The sequence below is a fragment of the Cognatishimia sp. genome, assembly GCF_964229375.1.
Lineage (GTDB): Bacteria > Pseudomonadota > Alphaproteobacteria > Rhodobacterales > Rhodobacteraceae > Cognatishimia.
Window position 1 is genome coordinate 1 of record NZ_CAXREH010000184.1, and the last position, 16,870, is coordinate 16,870.

The window sequence follows — 16,870 nt, forward strand, 5'->3', positions numbered from 1 at the left end:
CGACGCCAACCCGCGCAAGGTCTGGCATAGGGCCTGCGAAATGATCCTGAAGCACCCATTGGCTGAAGTCTTCGGCCTGTACCGGAGAGGTCGCGTGATCAGGGAAAAGCTGGTCGACTTCGGTTCTTAAGTCAGGCGTGCTGCGCGGGGTGATGCGGTCAACCATCGAACAGGGGAAGCTCGCGTTTTTCAGCACCCACGCCGCCAATTCAGGTTTCCCGGCGGCCTCGATATAGGCCAGAAGCGCGTTTTTCAGAACTTTGCCGTTGTTGCGGATATTGTCGCAACACAACAGGCTGATCGGCGCATCAAGCCGCGTCGCCCGTCGCTCTAATGCAAGGCTCAGATAACCATAGATCGTCGCCAGTGGCCCGCCCGCGAGTTCGTCCGCTACAGGCGGCGCCGAGACATCAAGGCTCCAGTCATCTTTGAAGTAGTACCCGCTTTCCGTGACGGTCATCGTGGCGGCATGCACTGATCCACGTGACAGCAGATCAAGTGCCGCATCCAAATCCGTCGCAGCATCCACAAATTCCAGATGCGACCGGATCGCACGGAATTCCTGAGTGCCGTCGGCGGCAATGGATTTCAGCAGATACCCACGGTCTGCTTGCGCGGCCTCGGCGAAAGATTGGGATTCTGACGTACGCAGGTTGACTGCTGCAATTCCCCAGCGCAGATCGCCTGTCGCTTGCATATAATCATCCATGTAAACCGCCTGATGCGCACGGTGAAACGCGCCATATCCGATATGGACGATGCCGACATCACAGGCCTCACGGTCATAAGCGGTCGTAAAGAATTGCGTGTCAGTCATAAGAGGCTCCATGTGCCGGAGCCAGCTCGGACCGCGTCAGATCGCGATAGGCCGAGGGGGTCATGTCTTTGACCTTGAGGAAATGACGATTGAAGTTTGCCAGATTTCGAAATCCCACCTCGTGGCAAATCGTTGCGATCTTGTCGTCGGTGGCCTGCAGCATCGAGCAGGCCTGACCGATCCGCACTTTGGTGACGAATTCGACAAAGCGGCTGCCGGTGAATTTCTGAAAGTTACGCGAAAAGGCGGTGGGGCTCATGCGCGCCATATCGGCGGCCTCTTCCAGCGTAAACTCTTCGGCGAAATGGGTTGTGATGTGATCGACCACATCGGCAATGCCGGATTGCTTGGTGGTCCGGGTCGGGAAGGCGACCGTGTGATCAGACAGCTGTTTCTGGTGCGAGTGTTTTGAGACCAGCGTCAGGAACGACAGAAAGCGGGTGATCCGTTCGGCGCCTGTTGCGTCGCGAATTCCAGCAAGGTGGGTGGCGGCAACCGTTTGGTCAAAGTCGATGAACTCGATCCCGCCGCGCGAGCGTTGCAGGACTTCGTCCAGCTCACGAAATTCGGGGAAGCCTTTGGCCACCTGATCGATGCTCTCTTGACTGAATTGCACCAGCATGTCGCGCAGCTCTACCGGCTCATAGGCGCCAACCTCGTCTGTGACCCAGTTGTGCGGCACATTCGGGCCGACCAGATACAACGCGCCAGGACCAAAGGGGCCGATATGCTCGCCGACAAAGGCTTTGCCATGGGTCGAGGTGATCAGATGCAGCTCATAGACCTCGTGACTATGCCAGCGACACAGGTCGGTAGGCCAGCCGTGTTCCAGATAGCGAACCGACTCTGAGGCCTGATCGACGAATTCAAATTCTGGGGTCAGGATCGACATTATTTCACCGCCCCGAATGTCAGGCCCTGCACAAGCTGTTTCTGACAGAACCAGCCAAGGACAACGATTGGACCGACGGCGGCTGTAGAGACTGCGGACAGGCGGCCAAAGAACAGACCTTCTGGTGCGCGGTTGCCTTCGATCAGCTTGGACAACGTGGCCGCATCGGTGGTTGTCAGACGCACGGTCCAATAGGCTTCGTTCCAGCAGAAGATAAAGCAGAGCAGAGCCGTAGACGCCACGCCACCCCACGCCAGCGGGATCAGGATGTCTTTGATCTCACCCCAGGTGCTTACCCCGTCCATTTTGCTCGCTTCGATGATCTCTTTCGGGATCTCTTTGAAGTAGGTGAAAAGCATCCAGATCACAATCGGCAGGTTAATCAGGCTGAGCACCAGTATGATCAGGAAATGGGTGTCAAAGATGCCAAGGAAGTTCTTGGTCAGGAAGGTCATCGGATACAGCACGGCAGCAGCGGGCAGCATCTTGGTCGACAGCATCCACATCAGGATGTCTTTGGTGTGCCGGCTGGGATTAAACGCCATCGCATAGGCCGCAGGCACGCCGACAAAAAGCGTAAAGGCCGTGGCAAAGACCGAGGTGACGACCGAATTGGTCGCAAAGCGCCAATAGTCATAGTTCTGGGTCATATTGGCATAGTTCTCGAGCGTCGGCGTAAAGAACAACAAATGCTCTGGTTTCACCGCATCGGCGTCGGTCTTAAAGCTGGTGAACACCATCCAGAAGATTGGAAAGAAGAAGATCAGCGCCACGACCCAAGCGACGGTCGGCCAGAAGATGCGGCTAAAATTGGTTTGTTGTGCGACGATAGCCATGGGATCAATCCATCAGGGTTTTGCCGACCATCCGCAGAAGGAAGATGGCGACGATATTTGCAAGGATGACGGCAAAGATGCCGGTGGCGCTGGCGGCACCGATGTTGTTGGTGGAAAACTCGCCAATCAGATAGGGCAGGTTCTTGTTCCCGTTGCCGCGGCTGACAATCTCGATTTCCGCATAAAGCGACAGGTGAAAGATCGCCTGGATCATCACCACAATCGCAATCGGTCGACCCAGATGCGGCAGGGTGAGGTTCCGGAACATGGACCACGCGTTTGCGCCGTCCAGAATTGCGGCCTCCTTTTGCTGCTGATCCTCAGATTGCAGGGAGGTCATAAAGATCAGGACAGCAAAGGGAGTCCACTGCCAGGTGACCATAATGATCACGGCATAGGCCGACGTCTGGGTTGCACGGAACGAGATCGGGTCGATTTGTGGCCAGAGCGAGAAGAAACTTCCAAGGACCGGGAAGTCTCGCAGCCCGTCCAGCATGTCGTTCAAACCTGCGACTGCAAGGCCTTGCAGACCCAATACTGGATCCAAGATCATGTTGATCCACAGAACCGCGTTTACCGCAGGCATCACGAAAAATGGCGAGATCAACAGCACGCGTACAATCCCACGCCCCGGGAAAGAGCGGTTGACCAAGATCGCAATCGCAAGCCCCAGGACGACCGTCAGGACAATGATAGAGCTGACGATGAACAGGCTGTTTTGCACTGCGAACCAAAAGTCCTTGGCCTTGAAAAGCACAAACTCATAGTTCCCAAAGCCGCGCCAATTGCTGAGCGATGGCGTCGTCCATTCCGGCCGGCGCAGGTTGTTCAGATTGTAGCGAATAAAGGAAAAGTAGAGCGTCATGCTGAGCGGCACGAGCATCCAGATCAAAAGAAGGATGACGGACGGCGTCTGCAAGAGCCTTGGAAGCGTTCGTTTGGACATAGTTTTTCTCTTGAGCAATCAGCACGATTGAACGGCTGCGATTGGCAAAACCCTAAGCGGCACTATTTGGGTTTGGCAAATCGCAGAGGGTGAGAGGCGCGCTGGGCGCGCCTCTCTCTAGTGCTCGACGGCTTAGTAGTAGCCCGCTTCAGACATGATTGCGTCTGCGGCTGCCTGTGCGTCTGCAAGCGCATCTTCGACAGATTTCGCACCGGACAGTGCTGCTGCCATTTCCTGAGCGACCGCAGAGCCCACTTCTGGGAATTCGGGGATCGCTGCGAACTGAACACCAACGTATGGCTTCAGATCTGTCGCTTCTGGGGCTGCGGATTCAATCGCGGCCATTTCTGCTGCGGCGAACCCTGCAACGGCCTGGAACTCTGGCTGTGCGTAGGTCGATGCGCGCTGACCTGTTGGAACAGAGCCCCAACCGAACTCAGGGTGGTTCGCAACCGCTTGGACATACTCTTTAGAGGTTGCCCATTCGATAAAGTCCTTGGCCGCATCTGCGTTCGGGGATCCGGCTGGTACTGCCATTGCCCAAGCCCAGAGCCAGTTTGCACCCAGTGGGTTGCCGGCATTTGGCGATTGCGCATAGGCCACGCCTTCGACTTCAAGGAACGAAGCTGCGATCGTGGCGTCAATCCACATGCCGCACTTGCCTTCGTTGTAAAGCGCGAGGATCTCGTTGAAGGAGTTGCCTTCAGAGCCTGGAGGGCCGTAGTTGCCCAGCAGATCTACATAGAAGTTGATCGCCGCGTTCCATTCCGCGCTGTCCAGCACCGGACGGAAGTCTTTGTCAAACCACGCGCCGCCGAAAGAGTTCACAACCGTGGTGATGAACGCCATGTTGTCGCCCCAGCCTGGCTTGCCGCGCAGACATGCGCCATAGACGCCATTGTCAGGGTCATGAATTGCAGCCGCAGCCGCCTTGACGTTGTCCCAGCTGTCGTTGTCGGCAATGGACACGCCAGCCGCGTCGGTCAGATCCTTGCGGTACATGACCATGGAGCTTTCACCGTAAAACGGTGCCGCATACATTGTGCCCTCATGGGACAGGCCTGCGCGGATTGCTGGCAGAATGTCGTCAGCGTCATAGTCCGCCCCAAAGTTCAGAGGCTCGATCCAGCCTGCTGCACCCCAGATAGGAGCTTCCTGCATGCCGATGTTGATGACGTCATATTGGCCACCGCCTGTCGCGGTGTCAGAGGTCACCTGCTCACGCAGAACGCCTTCTTCCAGAGACACCCAGTTCAGCTTCACGCCGGTCTCTGCTGTATAAGCTTCAGCAACGGTTTGCATGTTGATCATGTGGCCGTTGTTCACGATTGCGATGGTCAATTCGTCCGCCGATGCGAATGTTGTCGCAGCGGCCAGAGCCAGCGCGGATACGCTCAGTTTCTTCATACTTTCCTCCCAAAACAAATTCGGTTTGGTCCCGAACATGCTCTTATTGTGGCGATGAGTTTCTGCGCCAGACTAGTATGATGGTGCCTCGAGATAATACAAAATGCACGAAAATATCGTGAAATTCACAAAATATCGCTCTTTGTGTATAGGGTGTCGCCGCTTGTGGCTGTTTCACCGCGCAGGTTGGGAATCGTTGAAGGACGCCGAGAACTAAGGCTGCGCTGCGTGTTTAAATTACGGATCGCTGAAAAAGATGTGCATTCAGAGCAATGGATCTTTTTGCTGAAAAGATCCACATGCACGTGGTGTTGGGGAAAGGGGGGCGCTGCCCCCTCGGCCAAATGGCCTCTCCCCCGGGATATTTCTGGCAAGAGAAAGGCGCACTAGTCGCCTTGCAGTTTGTCCTGCGTTTTGGTTTCAAAATCGGAGGCGTCGTGGCGTTCGTGCAATTGCATTGACAGGTCGTCGCCAAAGGCGCGGTTGACCATGCGGCCGCGGGTGACGGCAGGGCGCGCATCGATCGCCTCGGCCCAGCGGATGACGTTCTTGTAACTTGCGACGTCCAGGAACTCGGCGGCGGAGTACAGGCGGCCCAGAACCAATTGGCCATACCAGGACCAGATTGCGATGTCGGCAATCGTGTAGTCGTCGCCGGTCATGAAGGTATTGTCGGCAAGGTGGCGGTCCAAGACATCAAGCTGGCGCTTGGCTTCCATGGCGAAACGGTTGATCGGGTATTCCCATTTCTCGGGCGCATAGGCGTAGAAGTGGCCAAAGCCGCCACCAAGATAGGGCGCGCTGCCCATTTGCCAGAACAGCCATGACATCATTTCGGGACGTTTTGCAGGATCGCTGGGCAAGAAGGCGTTAAATTTTTCCGCCAGATGCAACAGGATCGCGCCGGATTCAAAGATGCGCGTGGGCGGGGTGGTCGAGTGATCCACCAATGCGGGAATTTTCGAGTTCGGGTTTGCATCAACAAAGCCGGAACTGAACTGAGCCCCTTCGCCAATGTTGATCAGCCAAGCGTCATATTCAGCCTCTGTGTGGCCAGCGGCCAGCAGTTCTTCGAAGAGGACCGTGACTTTGACCCCATTGGGGGTTGCGAGGGAGTAGAGCTGGTGGGGGTGTTTTCCAACCTGCAAGTCCTGATCGTGGGTTGGGCCAGCAATCGGGCGGTTGATATTGGCGAACTGGCCGCCGTTGTTTTGTTCCCAAGTCCAGACTTTAGGGGGGGTATAGGTATCACTCATGACATTCCTCGCAGGCTGTTTGAAGAGAATGTAGTCTCTCGGCCTGCGAGGTCCAAGGGGGGCTTAGGCAGATGCCGCCGAGGCGGCTTGAGTTGCGATCTCTTTGTCCAGCGTGATCAGGTTCCAGCGGTCGGTTTCGGCGGCTTCGGTTTGGGTCAGCAGCGTGCGAAAGCTGTCTTCCTCTTCGACTTGCTCGTCAATGAACCACATCAGCTGGGTTTGCGCGGCATAGTCGCTTTTCTCGCGCGCAAGGCCATAAAGGGCGTGGATGCTTTGGGTCACCCCTTGCTCCATCGTCAAGGCCGCGCGAATGGCGGCTGAGGGGGATGCGAAAGTGGTTTCCGGCGCAGGGATCGCCGTCAGCGCGACCTCCGCTTCGCGTCGCAGCAGGAAGTCAGACAGGCGCGTTGCGTGCTGGCTCTCCTCGGCTGATTGCGCGCGAAAGAAGGACGCAAAGCCCGGCAGATCCTGAGCGTCAAAGAAAAAAGCCATTGCCAGATAGCTGTGGGAGGCGGCCAGCTCTGCGTTCACTTGCGCGACAAGAGCTTTGGCAAGAGTTGAGTCGAGGGTCATGAAGATCTCCTGAATAGAAACATGTGACAGCTGGCGGTGGGCTGGCGTGCTTCCAATGTAACTTAGAATAATTCTAAAACAAGAGGGCGGGGGGTGTTTAGAAACGACAAACCCCCGCGGTTTGCACCTCGGGGGTCGTCAATTCTCATAGTATCCAAAGCTGGAACAAAGGTGCTTAGAGCAAACCTTCGCGCTGGGCTTTCTTGCGTGCCAGTTTACGGGCACGGCGGATCGCTTCAGCTTTCTCGCGCGCTTTTTTCTCGGACGGCTTCTCGAAATGTTGCTTAAGCTTCATTTCGCGGAAGACACCCTCACGCTGCAGCTTCTTTTTCAGGGCACGAAGCGCCTGATCGACGTTGTTGTCGCGAACACTAACCTGCATGTGGTTTTCACCACCTTTCTAAGTTTGAGTTGCAAGGATTTGCAGGAGCCGCCCCTATAGCAAAGCTGTTTTGATCTGTCTAGTATGAGGGCAACAAGCCAAGAGGTAGCTATGAGTCTGGACATTAAGTCGGAATTGATTGACGCGGCGCTGCCGCATGTTGCCTTTGATGGCTGGTCGCAGGCAACTTTTGAGGCGGCTGTGCAAGATTCGGGTGTTGCCCCTGTGGTGGCGCGCGCGGTCTGTCCGCGCGGCGCTGTGGACCTTGCGGTGGGCTTTCACGAAAACGGGGACGCGGCGATGGTCGCGGATCTGAACACGGCCGATCTGAGCGACATGCGGTTTCGGGACAAAGTGGCCTTTGCGGTGCGCCGTCGACTAGAGCTGTGCCCCGACAAAGAAGCGGTGCGGCGTGGAACAACCCTGTTTGCTTTGCCGCATTATGCGCCCACTGGCACGCGCCTGATCTGGGGCACGGCGGATGCAATCTGGACGACGCTTGGCGACAGCTCGCGGGATATCAATTGGTACACCAAACGTACAACGCTAAGCGGCGTCTATGCGGCGACGGTTCTGTATTGGCTGGGCGACACCAGCGAGGGGCATGAGGATACCTGGGCGTTTCTGGATCGGCGTATCGAGAACGTTATGCAGTTTGAGAAAGCCAAGGGCGCCTTTCAAAAAAGCCCGCTGGGCAAGGCGCTCGAAGGACCGCTGACCTCGCTGAGCCGCATTGCTGCGCCAAAGCCGCCCTCTGGGTTCCCGGGCCGCTGGGGCTAGACTTTCTGAACATGGAGACACGAGCATGAGCGACGTGATGCGCGCGATTGAAATCACTGCGCCGGGGCGCCCGGATGTGCTGCAACCAACCGAGGTCCCCGTCCCACAGCCGGGGCATGGCGAGGTTTTGGTGCGGCTGGCCTATGTGGGTGTGAACCGTCCGGATGCGTTGCAGCGGGCGGGGCTTTATGCGCCACCGCCGACCGCCAGCTCTTTGCCGGGACTGGAAGGTGCGGGCATCGTGGCCGCGGTTGGCCCCGGCGTCACAGACTGGGCCGAAGGGGACAAGGTCTGTGCATTGTTCCCGGGGGGCGCCTATGCGGAATATGCGCTGACGCCTGCGGCGCATTGCTTGCCGATTCCCGAAGACATGCCTTTGCGTGAAGCGGCTTGTTTGCCCGAGACCTATTTCACGGTCTGGTCCAACGTTTTCGAACGGGGCGGTCTGAAGGCAGGCGAGCGGTTTTTGGTGCATGGGGGATCCTCGGGCATCGGGACAACTGCGATTCAGCTGGCTGACGTGTTTGGCGCGCGTGTCTTCGCGACGGCGGGGTCAGAGGCAAAATGTGCGGCCTGCCTTCAGTTGGGTGCCGAGCGCGCGATCAACTATAAGTCCGAGGATTTTGTCGAGATCCTGCGCAAAGAGGGCGGTGCGAATGTGATTCTGGATATGGTCGGTGGCGATTATATTCCGCGCAATCTCAGAGCTTTGGACGAAGACGGGCGGCTGGTGCAAATTGCCTTCCTGCAAGGCCCCAAGGTCGAAGTGAATTTCGCGCTCCTGATGATGCGTCGTCTGACGATGACAGGGTCAACCCTGCGTCCGCAAAGCGATCATGAAAAAGCGCGGATCGCACGTGCGTTGCGCGAAAAAGTCTGGCCTTTGCTGGATGCTGGACGAATCGCGCCCGTCATGGACAAAGAGTTCGCACTTGAGGATGCCGCCGCCGCCCATTCTCGGATGGAAGCGGGGGATCACATTGGTAAAATTGTTCTGAAAGTCTAGGCCGCGCGCCGCTAGCCAGTGGCGGCCACAAGGATCAAGGGAAGGGCCGTCGCCAGGGCCGGGCTGCCAAACAGTCCGGCACATGCCAGATTGGCCAGCGACAGAGCCCAGATCCAGCGCGCGTAATCCGGCAGAAGCCGCGCGAGCCGAGCGTTCCCAACGGCCATAAGAAAGACACAGCCGAAAAACAGGATTTCGTTCAAAAGCAGCGAGCTTTCGATCGGAAGAATCGCGGAAATGATCCAGGGCAGCAGGACGTTGATCCCGATGAGAGCGTTAAATGGGCGAGTCACGGGCGTACCTTACCGAATTGGCGCAAAGCCTGCATCTGTCTGGCGGCAATCTTTGACCACATCGCGACCGCAGGGCACAGGCTCTAGGGATTTTGACAGGCAGATGCGGGCTTCTTGGATCAGGCCCTGTTTGCAGGTGATCGTGATGCCGTCAGGCTCTAGCTCAGGGTTTTCGGCCAGAAACGCCTCTTCAATCAAGCTGGCAGGCAGGGTCACCGGGTCTTTGAGTTTGCGTAACACCTCGGGACGGGTGACGCGGGCATAGGCTTCGCGCGATAGATCGAAATAAGCCTCTGTGCTTAGTCCCGCGCAGGTGCCGTGTTTTTTCCATTGATGCCACGCCAGACCAGAGGTGCCCATGATGTCGGCCATGTCCGCCGTCATTCGGCGCGATGGCGGCGCCTTGGCTGTTGGGCAATAGCTGGGCCAGCCCTGATGATATTGTGGCCAAAGCCCATGCAGGATCCAGCCAAAGCCTGTGCCAGGTTTGCATTGATCGGACTGGCGGGCATCGCCTTCGAGGCGGCACCAGTTGGGTGACCAGCTGAGCGCGAGCACATAGTAGTCAAACGCGCCAGACCGTTCCCCTTCGGCGCGCAGCGGGGTCGACAAGATCACAGCGATCAGGGCTAAGGTACGTAGCATTCACTCTTTCCTTTTACACACATCCGCTCTATATCGGGCTCAAGTTCCCCCAAAGTGGTAGCCCGCATCCAGATCAGGATGCCGCCGGACCCAAAGTCTGGCGAGGGGAAAACTATGCGTAGGAGGCCGATATGGCAAAACCGATTATGGCAAAAGCCACAGCCGTGTGGCTGGTAGACAATACAACGATCAGCTTCAAGCAGATCGCGGATTTCGTGGGTATGCACGAGTTGGAAGTCCAAGGCATCGCGGATGGCGACGTGGCCACTGGCGTAAAAGGGTTTGACCCGATTGCCAATAACCAGCTGACCCAAGAGGAAATCGACGCGGCACAGGCCAGCCCTCTGCACAAGCTGAAGCTCAAGTTCAACGCGGCTGCGGTTGGCGAAGAAAAGCGTCGCGGTCCGCGCTATACGCCTCTGTCCAAGCGTCAGGATCGTCCTGCGTCCATTCTGTGGCTGGTCAAGTTCCACCCGGAACTGTCTGACGGTCAGGTGTCTAAGCTGGTCGGCACAACCAAGCCGACGATCCAGGCGATCCGCGAGCGGACCCACTGGAACATCGCGAATATTCAGCCGATCGATCCAGTGGCCTTGGGTCTGTGTAAGCAATCCGAACTGGATGCAGCGGTTCAGAAAGCAGCCTCTAAGAAGGCAGCAGAAGGTGGCGTCATGAATGATGACGAACGCCGCAAGCTGGTATCGACAGAGCAGTCTCTGGAAATGGAGGCAGAGCCTCGGATGCCGTCCAACATCGAAGGCCTCGAAGCCTTTACGCTGGGCGACTCTTCGGACAGCTCTGGTCTGGAAGAAGATCCACGTGGCGATGATGACTTTGCCGATGCGGACAGCTTCTTTAACCTGCCAGAGTCAGGTGACGACGACGAACAGCCGACCTAACGGCTGCGGTCATCGCGTATTTGGAAAGGGCCCTTGTGGGCCCTTTTTTAGTGTTTGGCCCAGGCGGGCAGTGGGTTGCCTAACAAAACTTCGGCCCCCAATCGGCCCAGTTCGTCACTGCATTTCGCCCCGGCGCCACATCCTGCAAGCGCCAAGGACAGACGGCTTGTGCGTCGTTCAAGGATTGGACGTCCTGATGTGGAGAATGTGGTCACGCAGGCATCCGTTGTGACCGACCGGATGCCAAGATCTGGCATCCGTTGACGCATTTGGTGTTCCAAATGCGCGCCGACTTCTTTCGACCCGCCGCTTTGGAACCAGCCTTGCATGTCCGCTGGCGACAGCAGGCGGTCTTTGGGATCGCCGCCCAGCTTCAGATAAGTTTTGCCGTCAGGATACCGGATAGGTGGCAGCAGATAGGGGTCGTTGCCATTGCGGTCTAAATATATCAGGGACGGGCATGTTGTCAGGCGGTGCGCCTCGTCGTCTGAGACTTCAAACAGGGCAACCGTGCGGGCGTAGACGCGCAAATTCAGATCTTCAATCAGACTGGGCGCAAAGCCGCCGGTGGCAACCAAGGCTTTGTCTGCGTTCAGGGGGCCATCATCGGTTTCAATGCGCAGGCCGTTTGGCTGCTCGATGATGTCATGGACCTGACTCTCAACAACGCGCGCGCCATGGGCTTGCGCCAGTTTGATCTGAGCGGCAACCAGCACGCGTGGATTGATGGTGCCTGCGCCCTGGGGTTCAAAGAGGCCGATGTCATCTGGGTTAAACGAAAAATAGGGAAAGCGCTGGCCCATCTGATCGGCGTTCAGACGCTCGGCCGCGATGCTCAGCGTATTGGCGACCTCTTGAACCGCATCAATCTGGGGGGCGCCCTGAGGTCCAGCCATCAACGTGCCCACTTCATGAAAGAACGACAGCCCGCTGTCCGCCTCGATGTGGCGATAGCGCGCGATGCTGGCACGGCTGGCTTGCGCCCAGAATGGGTCCGTTGCCAAGCCGCGCGTGATACGGCCTGCATCATAGTGACTGGCAAAGACACCGTTGTGACGGGCTTTGTCCTTGGGCTCAGGTGGGCCTATCAGAAGCACGTCATGGCCAGCCTGCGCCAAATGGCGGGCTGCGGCTGCGCCGATCATGCCTGCTCCGATTACTGCTAAAACCATCTCAGCGCCTCCTGCGGGCAACTTAGATCGGTGCGCAGATCTCGATCAAGAAGCCATTGGGGTCAGAGACATAGGAAATGACCTGACCCCAAGGCATTTCTTGCGGCTCTTGCACAGGCGTTGCGCCCGCCGCGACAGCGCGCGCGAAATCCTCGGCCACGGTGTCTGTTTCAAACGCCAGTTCAAAGCACGGGGCTTTGGGGTCGGCATCCGCGGGGGATTTGCCAATTTCGCGCATCAGGGATTTGGCTGAAAACGCCAGTTTGGTGTCTCCGGTCACCAACTCGCCATAGTCCTTGCCCTCGTGCAGAAAGCCGGTTTTGAACCCAAAGGCTTGCTCATAGAACTTAAGTGTGGCGGGGACGTCATCGACGTAAAGAATGCTGTATCGAAAATGCATGGTAGCCCTCTTTGCTGATCCCTTCCTACCTGCCCATGCTGACAAATGTCGACACCAGCGCGGTGGCCTGCGCATATCTTTCCGCCGCTTTGACCTGGCTGGGTTATGACACCGAGCGCGCCCGATGTTGACGTGGTTGCCGATGGATCACCCACTCGGCGGCTAGGATTCCGATTGCCCAGCCCAACCACATCATGGTGTCGGCAAGGGTCGCATCAAAGCCGCCGTTGATCAGCATCGCGACCGCAATCAACCAGCTTTGCGCACCTGAACTGGCGGCCAAGGCATAGGCCCTGATCATCCATGCCCGATGTGCAGGGAACTCGCGACGGATGGCGCGAATGATCCCCAGCGCAATCATGACGGGGATCGCAAGGCCCAGAATGATGCGAGCGATGTCGATATACGGGTTGGCCAGGGAATGAGGCGGATAGGTCACCACCATGTAGACGCCCGACAACGCAAAGATGATGCCGCTCACCGCTGCGCCATAGCCAATCAACCGATGCAGGCTGGGCGTGCCGATGCGCAGATGCGGCACAAACTGAAACGCGCCCAGCACCAAAAACGCAACCGCGAAGATGACGTGCAAAGCGATCGACACTGGCTGTGCAAAAAACCGTAGTTCGTCAGTATTCGTCACCGTCGCCGGGTCGGTGCCGATCAGGACAGCTATGCGATAAAGACTTGCGGCGATGGGCAGGATGCCCAGAAAAATCAGCCAAGCAGGGACACGCCAGCGGCGACGAGAGACATTTGACATGAGGATACTCCTTTGATCCGGAGTGTCGCGCCATTCGGCATATACGAAAATTGCCTAATATCTGATCTTCGTTATGCGAAAATGTTTAGATGGATTTGCGGGCGCGCAAGGCTGCCGAAATGGTGCCTTCGTCCAGATAATCCAGCTCACCGCCAATCGGGACACCTTGGGCAAGCGATGTCAGCTTGACCTGAGATTCCAGTTGGTCCGCAATATAGTGGGCCGTGGTTTGACCATCGACCGTCGCGTTCAGGGCAAGGATCACTTCGGTGATGGCTTCGCTTGTCACACGGTCAATCAAGCGCGGGATCGAGAGTTCCTCGGGGCCGACGCCATCCAAAGCGGACAGCGTCCCGCCCAACACGTGATAGCGCCCTTTAAAGACCCCCGCGCGCTCCATCGCCCAAAGGTCGGCCACGTCTTCGACCACACAGATCTCGCCCATTGCTCGACCGTCGTCTGCACAGATTTCGCAGATGTCCGAGGTACCGATATTGCCGCAGTTCAGACACTCACGCGCAGTGGCCGCGACGTTTTGCATGGCGTCGCTGAGCGGCGTCAGCAACAGCGCGCGTTTGCGCACCAGATGCAACACCGCACGCCGCGCCGAGCGCGGACCGAGGCCCGGTAGGCGGGCCATCAGGTCGATCAGATTTTCGAGGTCGTTGCTGCTCATTTGCTACCCCTGTTTTGAGTATTTGTAGCAAGATGAACGGGCGCTGTCGCCCAAATTAGAACGGCAGTTTGAAGTCGGCGGGCAGGCCGAGGCCTTCGGTGATCTTGCCCATCTCGGATTTGGCGCGGTCGGCGGCTTTGGCTTGCGCGTCTTTGATAGCCGCAAGGATCAGATCTTCGGCGACTTCTTTCTCGCTTGGGACAAAAATGGATGGATCGATGTCCAGACCGGTCAGGTCGCCTTTGGCAGTGGCTGTCGCTTTGACAAGGCCTGCGCCGGATTCACCGGTCACGATGATGGTTTGCAGGTCATCCTGCATCTGCGCCATTTTGGACTGCATGTCCTGCGCTTGTTTCATCATCTTGGCCATATCGCCAATGTTGCCTAGACCTTTGAGCATCGGTGTCTCCTGAGTTTGAGTTGCCCGCTAGATAAGGCGCAGACGGTTGAACGACAAGGGTTTGGGTCGGCAGAAGCGCACCTGGGTTTGGCTAGTCTTCCTCGAAAGGGTCCCATTCATCCTCGACCTCTGGCAGGGCTTCGGCCTGTGCCTCTTGGGCGATGTCCTGCTGGGTTTTGATGTCTGTAATCTTGGCTTTCGGGAAGGCGTCAAAAACGGCCTGAACCAGAGGGTGCGCGCGGGCCTCGCTGCGAAGGGCTTCGTTTTCCGCATCCTCAACCTCAAAGATCGATGGCGCGCCGCCTTCGTTGACAAGGATCACGGCCCAGCGGTTGCCGGTCCAGCGTTGAAGCGCGCCACCCAGTCGCTGCGCCAAGTCTTGTGGCGCGTTGGGCGCGGGGACGAATTCAATTCGGCCCGGCTGATAGGCCGCCAGTCGTACGTATTTTTTCACGTTGTTCAAAAGCAACCCATCGCGGTTCTTTTGAATCAGATCGACCACGTGATCAAAGCTGGCAAACCGCGCCAAGGCCTGATCCGCTTGGGGCGCGAGTGCCGTGACCGTGCCGCCTGATCCACCGGCAACCTGCGCCGTCGCGTAAGCCTGCGTCGCGCCGCCCATGGTCGGAGCCGGACCGCCGCCGCCTCCGCCACCGGGGGCCGGCGGGGGTGGAGTGTCCTGAAGTTTCTTGATCAGCTCTTCGGGGCTGGGCAGGTCCGCGACATGGGTCAGTCGGATGATTGCCATCTCTGCAGCCATCATCGCGTTGGGCGCGGCAGAGACTTCTTCCAGCGCTTTCAGCAGCATCTGCCACATGCGGGTCATCACTCGCATCGGTAGTTGTTCTGCCATCGCTTGCCCGCGCGCGCGCTCGTCAGGCGAGATCGTCGGGTCATCGGCGGATTCGGGTGTGATTTTCACCACTGACACCCAATGGGTGATTTCAGCCAAGTCGCGCAGAACCGCCATCGGGTCGGCGCCGTCGGCATATTGCGCGGACAGCTCGTTGAGCGCGCCGCCCGCATCGCCGCGCAATATCATGTCATAGAGGTCCAGCACGCGGCCGCGATCCGCAAGCCCCAGCATGGCACGGACCTGATCTGCTGTGGTTTCTCCGGCCCCGTGCGAAATGGCCTGGTCCAAAAGCGATGTCGCGTCACGGGCAGAGCCTTCGGCGGCGCGGGTGATCAGGGCCAGCGCATCATCGGCAATTTCTGCCCCTTCTGACGTCGCGATTTTGCGCATCAGAGCGATCATCACTTCCGGCTCGATCCGGCGTAGGTCAAAGCGCTGGCAGCGGGACAGAACGGTCACAGGGACTTTGCGGATTTCAGTGGTCGCAAAGATGAATTTCACATGGGCTGGCGGCTCTTCGAGGGTTTTCAGCAACGCGTTGAACGCGCTGGTGGACAGCATGTGAACTTCGTCGATGATATAGATCTTATAGCGGGCAGAGGCCGCGCGGTAATGAACACTGTCGATGATTTCGCGGATGTCACCAACTCCGGTGCGCGAGGCCGCGTCCATCTCCATTACGTCGACATGACGCCCTTCCATGATCGCGCGGCAATGTTCGCATTTGCCGCAGGGTTCAGTCGTGGGGCCGCCGTTGCCGTCTTCGCCGATACAGTTCATGCCCTTGGCAATGATCCGTGCGGTCGTGGTTTTGCCGGTGCCGCGAATGCCGGTCATGATGAAAGCTTGCGCAATGCGATCGGCGTCAAAGGCGTTCTTCAGCGTCCGGACCATCGCGTCCTGACCCACCAGATCGACAAAGGTTTCCGGACGATATTTACGGGCGAGAACCTGATAGCCGGGGGTCTGGGTACTGTCGTCGCTCATGTCTTGCCTTTGGATTCGAGGATCGGGACTACGTTAAGGGCTTGGGGGCGGCGCGTCCACCTGATTGGCTGGGATCACCGTCGTCTTCGCGCCGCGCGGCAGCGGTGGGATTCGTCGAATCCTTGCCAATTCTGCGATTTGGTTCAGTTTGTGATTAAGCTCTTACAAATACGCGCTATGGTTGAAGCGTGCGCTTTCGACGCGGGTCTGATTATGACGGAATTTGCAATTTATTCGGTGGATGCTGGAAAAGGACTGCTGGCGCTGGCGCCGTGTCCGGGGCAGGTGACTGACTATGAGCTGGATCTGGAACAGATTCGGGCGTGGCGGCCGTCTTTTGTAATCTCGATGACACCTCTGGCCGAGTTGGAGAACTTGGGCGCATCCAAATTCATGGCGGATGTGCCAACGCTTGGGGCACGTTGGCTGCATTTTCCGATTGAGGATTTCGGAGCGCCGGACCTTGCGCAGACGCAAGCCTGGCAGGACATCTCGGACAAAGCACGCCGCGCGCTTGCAGGCGGCGGGCGCGTGTTGGTGCATTGTCGCGGCGGGTGTGGCCGCTCTGGTATGGTTGTTCTGCGGCTATTGGTCGAGATGGGCGAGCCGGTCGGTGACGCTTTGACGCGATTGCGGTTTGTGCGTCATTGCGCGGTTGAGACCGACGCGCAGTTTGACTGGGCCGTGGCCGGACACACAGAGTTGCAGACAGAGGAAAACGTAGCGCCACACAAAACTGGCGCATAAGGTGAGAGGCTGAACATCGACCCAAGCGGGACTCGTTACGGCTGCTTCCTTCCGGACCTGACCGGGTTGGCGAGGTGCTTGCCCGCGCCAACCTCTCGAGGCGCTACATAGTCTTTGGTCAATCAGATTGCAAGCTC

At 57.9% G+C, this 16,870-nt stretch carries 19 protein-coding genes, 1 other RNA gene and 1 pseudogene; 4 read left to right on the forward strand and 17 right to left on the reverse strand.

The features are described from left to right. The 8 genes and pseudogenes from ACEQWH_RS13455 to rpsU form a co-directional block, all read right to left on the reverse strand. Positions 1–817 (reverse strand): annotated as a pseudogene (locus ACEQWH_RS13455) (mannitol dehydrogenase family protein); the annotation flags it as partial. After that, positions 810–1,709, reverse strand: a complete 900-nt coding sequence (locus tag ACEQWH_RS13460; RefSeq protein ID WP_370231667.1) for a helix-turn-helix domain-containing protein — start codon at positions 1,707–1,709, stop codon at positions 810–812. The gene ACEQWH_RS13460 and the pseudogene ACEQWH_RS13455, both read right to left, overlap by 8 nt. Continuing rightward, on the reverse strand, positions 1,709–2,545 hold the full coding sequence (locus ACEQWH_RS13465; protein WP_370231669.1) for a carbohydrate ABC transporter permease: 837 nt from the start codon (positions 2,543–2,545) through the stop codon (positions 1,709–1,711). The genes ACEQWH_RS13460 and ACEQWH_RS13465 overlap by 1 nt, the downstream gene beginning before the upstream one ends. Positions 2,546–2,549: 4 nt before the next feature. Continuing rightward, positions 2,550–3,491, reverse strand: a complete 942-nt coding sequence (locus ACEQWH_RS13470; protein WP_370231671.1) for a carbohydrate ABC transporter permease — start codon at positions 3,489–3,491, stop codon at positions 2,550–2,552. A gap of 132 nt (positions 3,492–3,623) precedes the next feature. Continuing rightward, positions 3,624–4,898 (reverse strand): sugar ABC transporter substrate-binding protein, encoded by a 1,275-nt coding sequence (locus tag ACEQWH_RS13475; RefSeq protein ID WP_370231672.1) that lies wholly within the window; start codon positions 4,896–4,898, stop codon positions 3,624–3,626. Between the two features lie 386 nt (positions 4,899–5,284). After that, positions 5,285–6,154, reverse strand: coding sequence for a glutathione-dependent disulfide-bond oxidoreductase (gene yghU / locus ACEQWH_RS13480; protein WP_370231674.1), 870 nt, complete (start codon positions 6,152–6,154; stop codon positions 5,285–5,287). Between the two features lie 63 nt (positions 6,155–6,217). After that, positions 6,218–6,727, reverse strand: coding sequence for a ferritin (locus ACEQWH_RS13485; protein ID WP_370231676.1), 510 nt, complete (start codon positions 6,725–6,727; stop codon positions 6,218–6,220). Positions 6,728–6,902: 175 nt separating this feature from the next. Next, on the reverse strand, positions 6,903–7,109 hold the full coding sequence (gene rpsU / locus ACEQWH_RS13490; RefSeq protein ID WP_005614280.1) for a 30S ribosomal protein S21: 207 nt from the start codon (positions 7,107–7,109) through the stop codon (positions 6,903–6,905). Positions 7,110–7,220: 111 nt separating this feature from the next. On the opposite strand from rpsU, the gene ACEQWH_RS13495 reads away from it, so the two are divergent. Together ACEQWH_RS13495 and ACEQWH_RS13500 are read left to right on the forward strand one after the other, a co-directional pair. Then, positions 7,221–7,889: a COQ9 family protein gene (locus ACEQWH_RS13495; protein WP_370231678.1), complete on the forward strand. Its 669-nt coding sequence runs from the start codon at positions 7,221–7,223 to the stop codon at positions 7,887–7,889. Positions 7,890–7,914: 25 nt separating this feature from the next. After that, entirely contained in the window at positions 7,915–8,895 is a 981-nt protein-coding gene (locus tag ACEQWH_RS13500) for an NAD(P)H-quinone oxidoreductase (RefSeq protein WP_370231680.1), read from the forward strand. 11 nt (positions 8,896–8,906) lie between these two features. Here ACEQWH_RS13500 and ACEQWH_RS13505 read toward each other — a convergent pair whose 3' ends face one another. Together ACEQWH_RS13505 and ACEQWH_RS13510 are read right to left on the reverse strand one after the other, a co-directional pair. After that, the gene (locus tag ACEQWH_RS13505) at positions 8,907–9,188 is read right to left on the reverse strand and encodes a hypothetical protein (protein WP_370231681.1); all 282 of its coding nucleotides are present in this window, start codon (positions 9,186–9,188) and stop codon (positions 8,907–8,909) included. Between the two features lie 9 nt (positions 9,189–9,197). After that, on the reverse strand, positions 9,198–9,833 hold the full coding sequence (locus tag ACEQWH_RS13510; RefSeq protein WP_370231683.1) for a ribonuclease T: 636 nt from the start codon (positions 9,831–9,833) through the stop codon (positions 9,198–9,200). A gap of 131 nt (positions 9,834–9,964) precedes the next feature. On the opposite strand from ACEQWH_RS13510, the gene ACEQWH_RS13515 reads away from it, so the two are divergent. Beyond that, positions 9,965–10,732, forward strand: a complete 768-nt coding sequence (locus ACEQWH_RS13515) for a DUF1013 domain-containing protein (RefSeq protein ID WP_370231684.1) — start codon at positions 9,965–9,967, stop codon at positions 10,730–10,732. Positions 10,733–10,779: 47 nt separating this feature from the next. Here the strand turns inward: ACEQWH_RS13515 and ACEQWH_RS13520 are convergent, their stop codons facing one another. From ACEQWH_RS13520 to ACEQWH_RS13545, 6 genes are all read right to left on the reverse strand, one after another. Beyond that, the gene (locus tag ACEQWH_RS13520; protein ID WP_370231685.1) at positions 10,780–11,904 is read right to left on the reverse strand and encodes an NAD(P)/FAD-dependent oxidoreductase; all 1,125 of its coding nucleotides are present in this window, start codon (positions 11,902–11,904) and stop codon (positions 10,780–10,782) included. Positions 11,905–11,926: 22 nt separating this feature from the next. Continuing rightward, positions 11,927–12,304 (reverse strand): VOC family protein, encoded by a 378-nt coding sequence (locus tag ACEQWH_RS13525; protein ID WP_370231687.1) that lies wholly within the window; start codon positions 12,302–12,304, stop codon positions 11,927–11,929. A gap of 103 nt (positions 12,305–12,407) precedes the next feature. Then, positions 12,408–13,067: a DUF2306 domain-containing protein gene (locus ACEQWH_RS13530; protein WP_370231688.1), complete on the reverse strand. Its 660-nt coding sequence runs from the start codon at positions 13,065–13,067 to the stop codon at positions 12,408–12,410. Between the two features lie 85 nt (positions 13,068–13,152). Further along, a complete protein-coding gene (recR, locus tag ACEQWH_RS13535; RefSeq protein WP_370231689.1) occupies positions 13,153–13,743 on the reverse strand; it encodes a recombination mediator RecR in 591 nt (196 codons plus the stop codon). 55 nt (positions 13,744–13,798) lie between these two features. Beyond that, on the reverse strand, positions 13,799–14,143 hold the full coding sequence (locus tag ACEQWH_RS13540; RefSeq protein ID WP_370231690.1) for a YbaB/EbfC family nucleoid-associated protein: 345 nt from the start codon (positions 14,141–14,143) through the stop codon (positions 13,799–13,801). A gap of 91 nt (positions 14,144–14,234) precedes the next feature. Further along, positions 14,235–15,986, reverse strand: a complete 1,752-nt coding sequence (locus tag ACEQWH_RS13545) for a DNA polymerase III subunit gamma/tau (RefSeq protein ID WP_370231691.1) — start codon at positions 15,984–15,986, stop codon at positions 14,235–14,237. Positions 15,987–16,199: 213 nt separating this feature from the next. On the opposite strand from ACEQWH_RS13545, the gene ACEQWH_RS13550 reads away from it, so the two are divergent. Continuing rightward, entirely contained in the window at positions 16,200–16,733 is a 534-nt protein-coding gene (locus tag ACEQWH_RS13550; protein WP_370231693.1) for a protein-tyrosine phosphatase family protein, read from the forward strand. On the opposite strand, the gene ffs is transcribed toward ACEQWH_RS13550, so the two are convergent. After that, an RNA gene (ffs, locus tag ACEQWH_RS13555) (signal recognition particle sRNA small type) lies at positions 16,733–16,831 on the reverse strand. The genes ACEQWH_RS13550 and ffs overlap by 1 nt on opposite strands. Between the last annotated feature and the right edge of the window lie 39 nt (positions 16,832–16,870).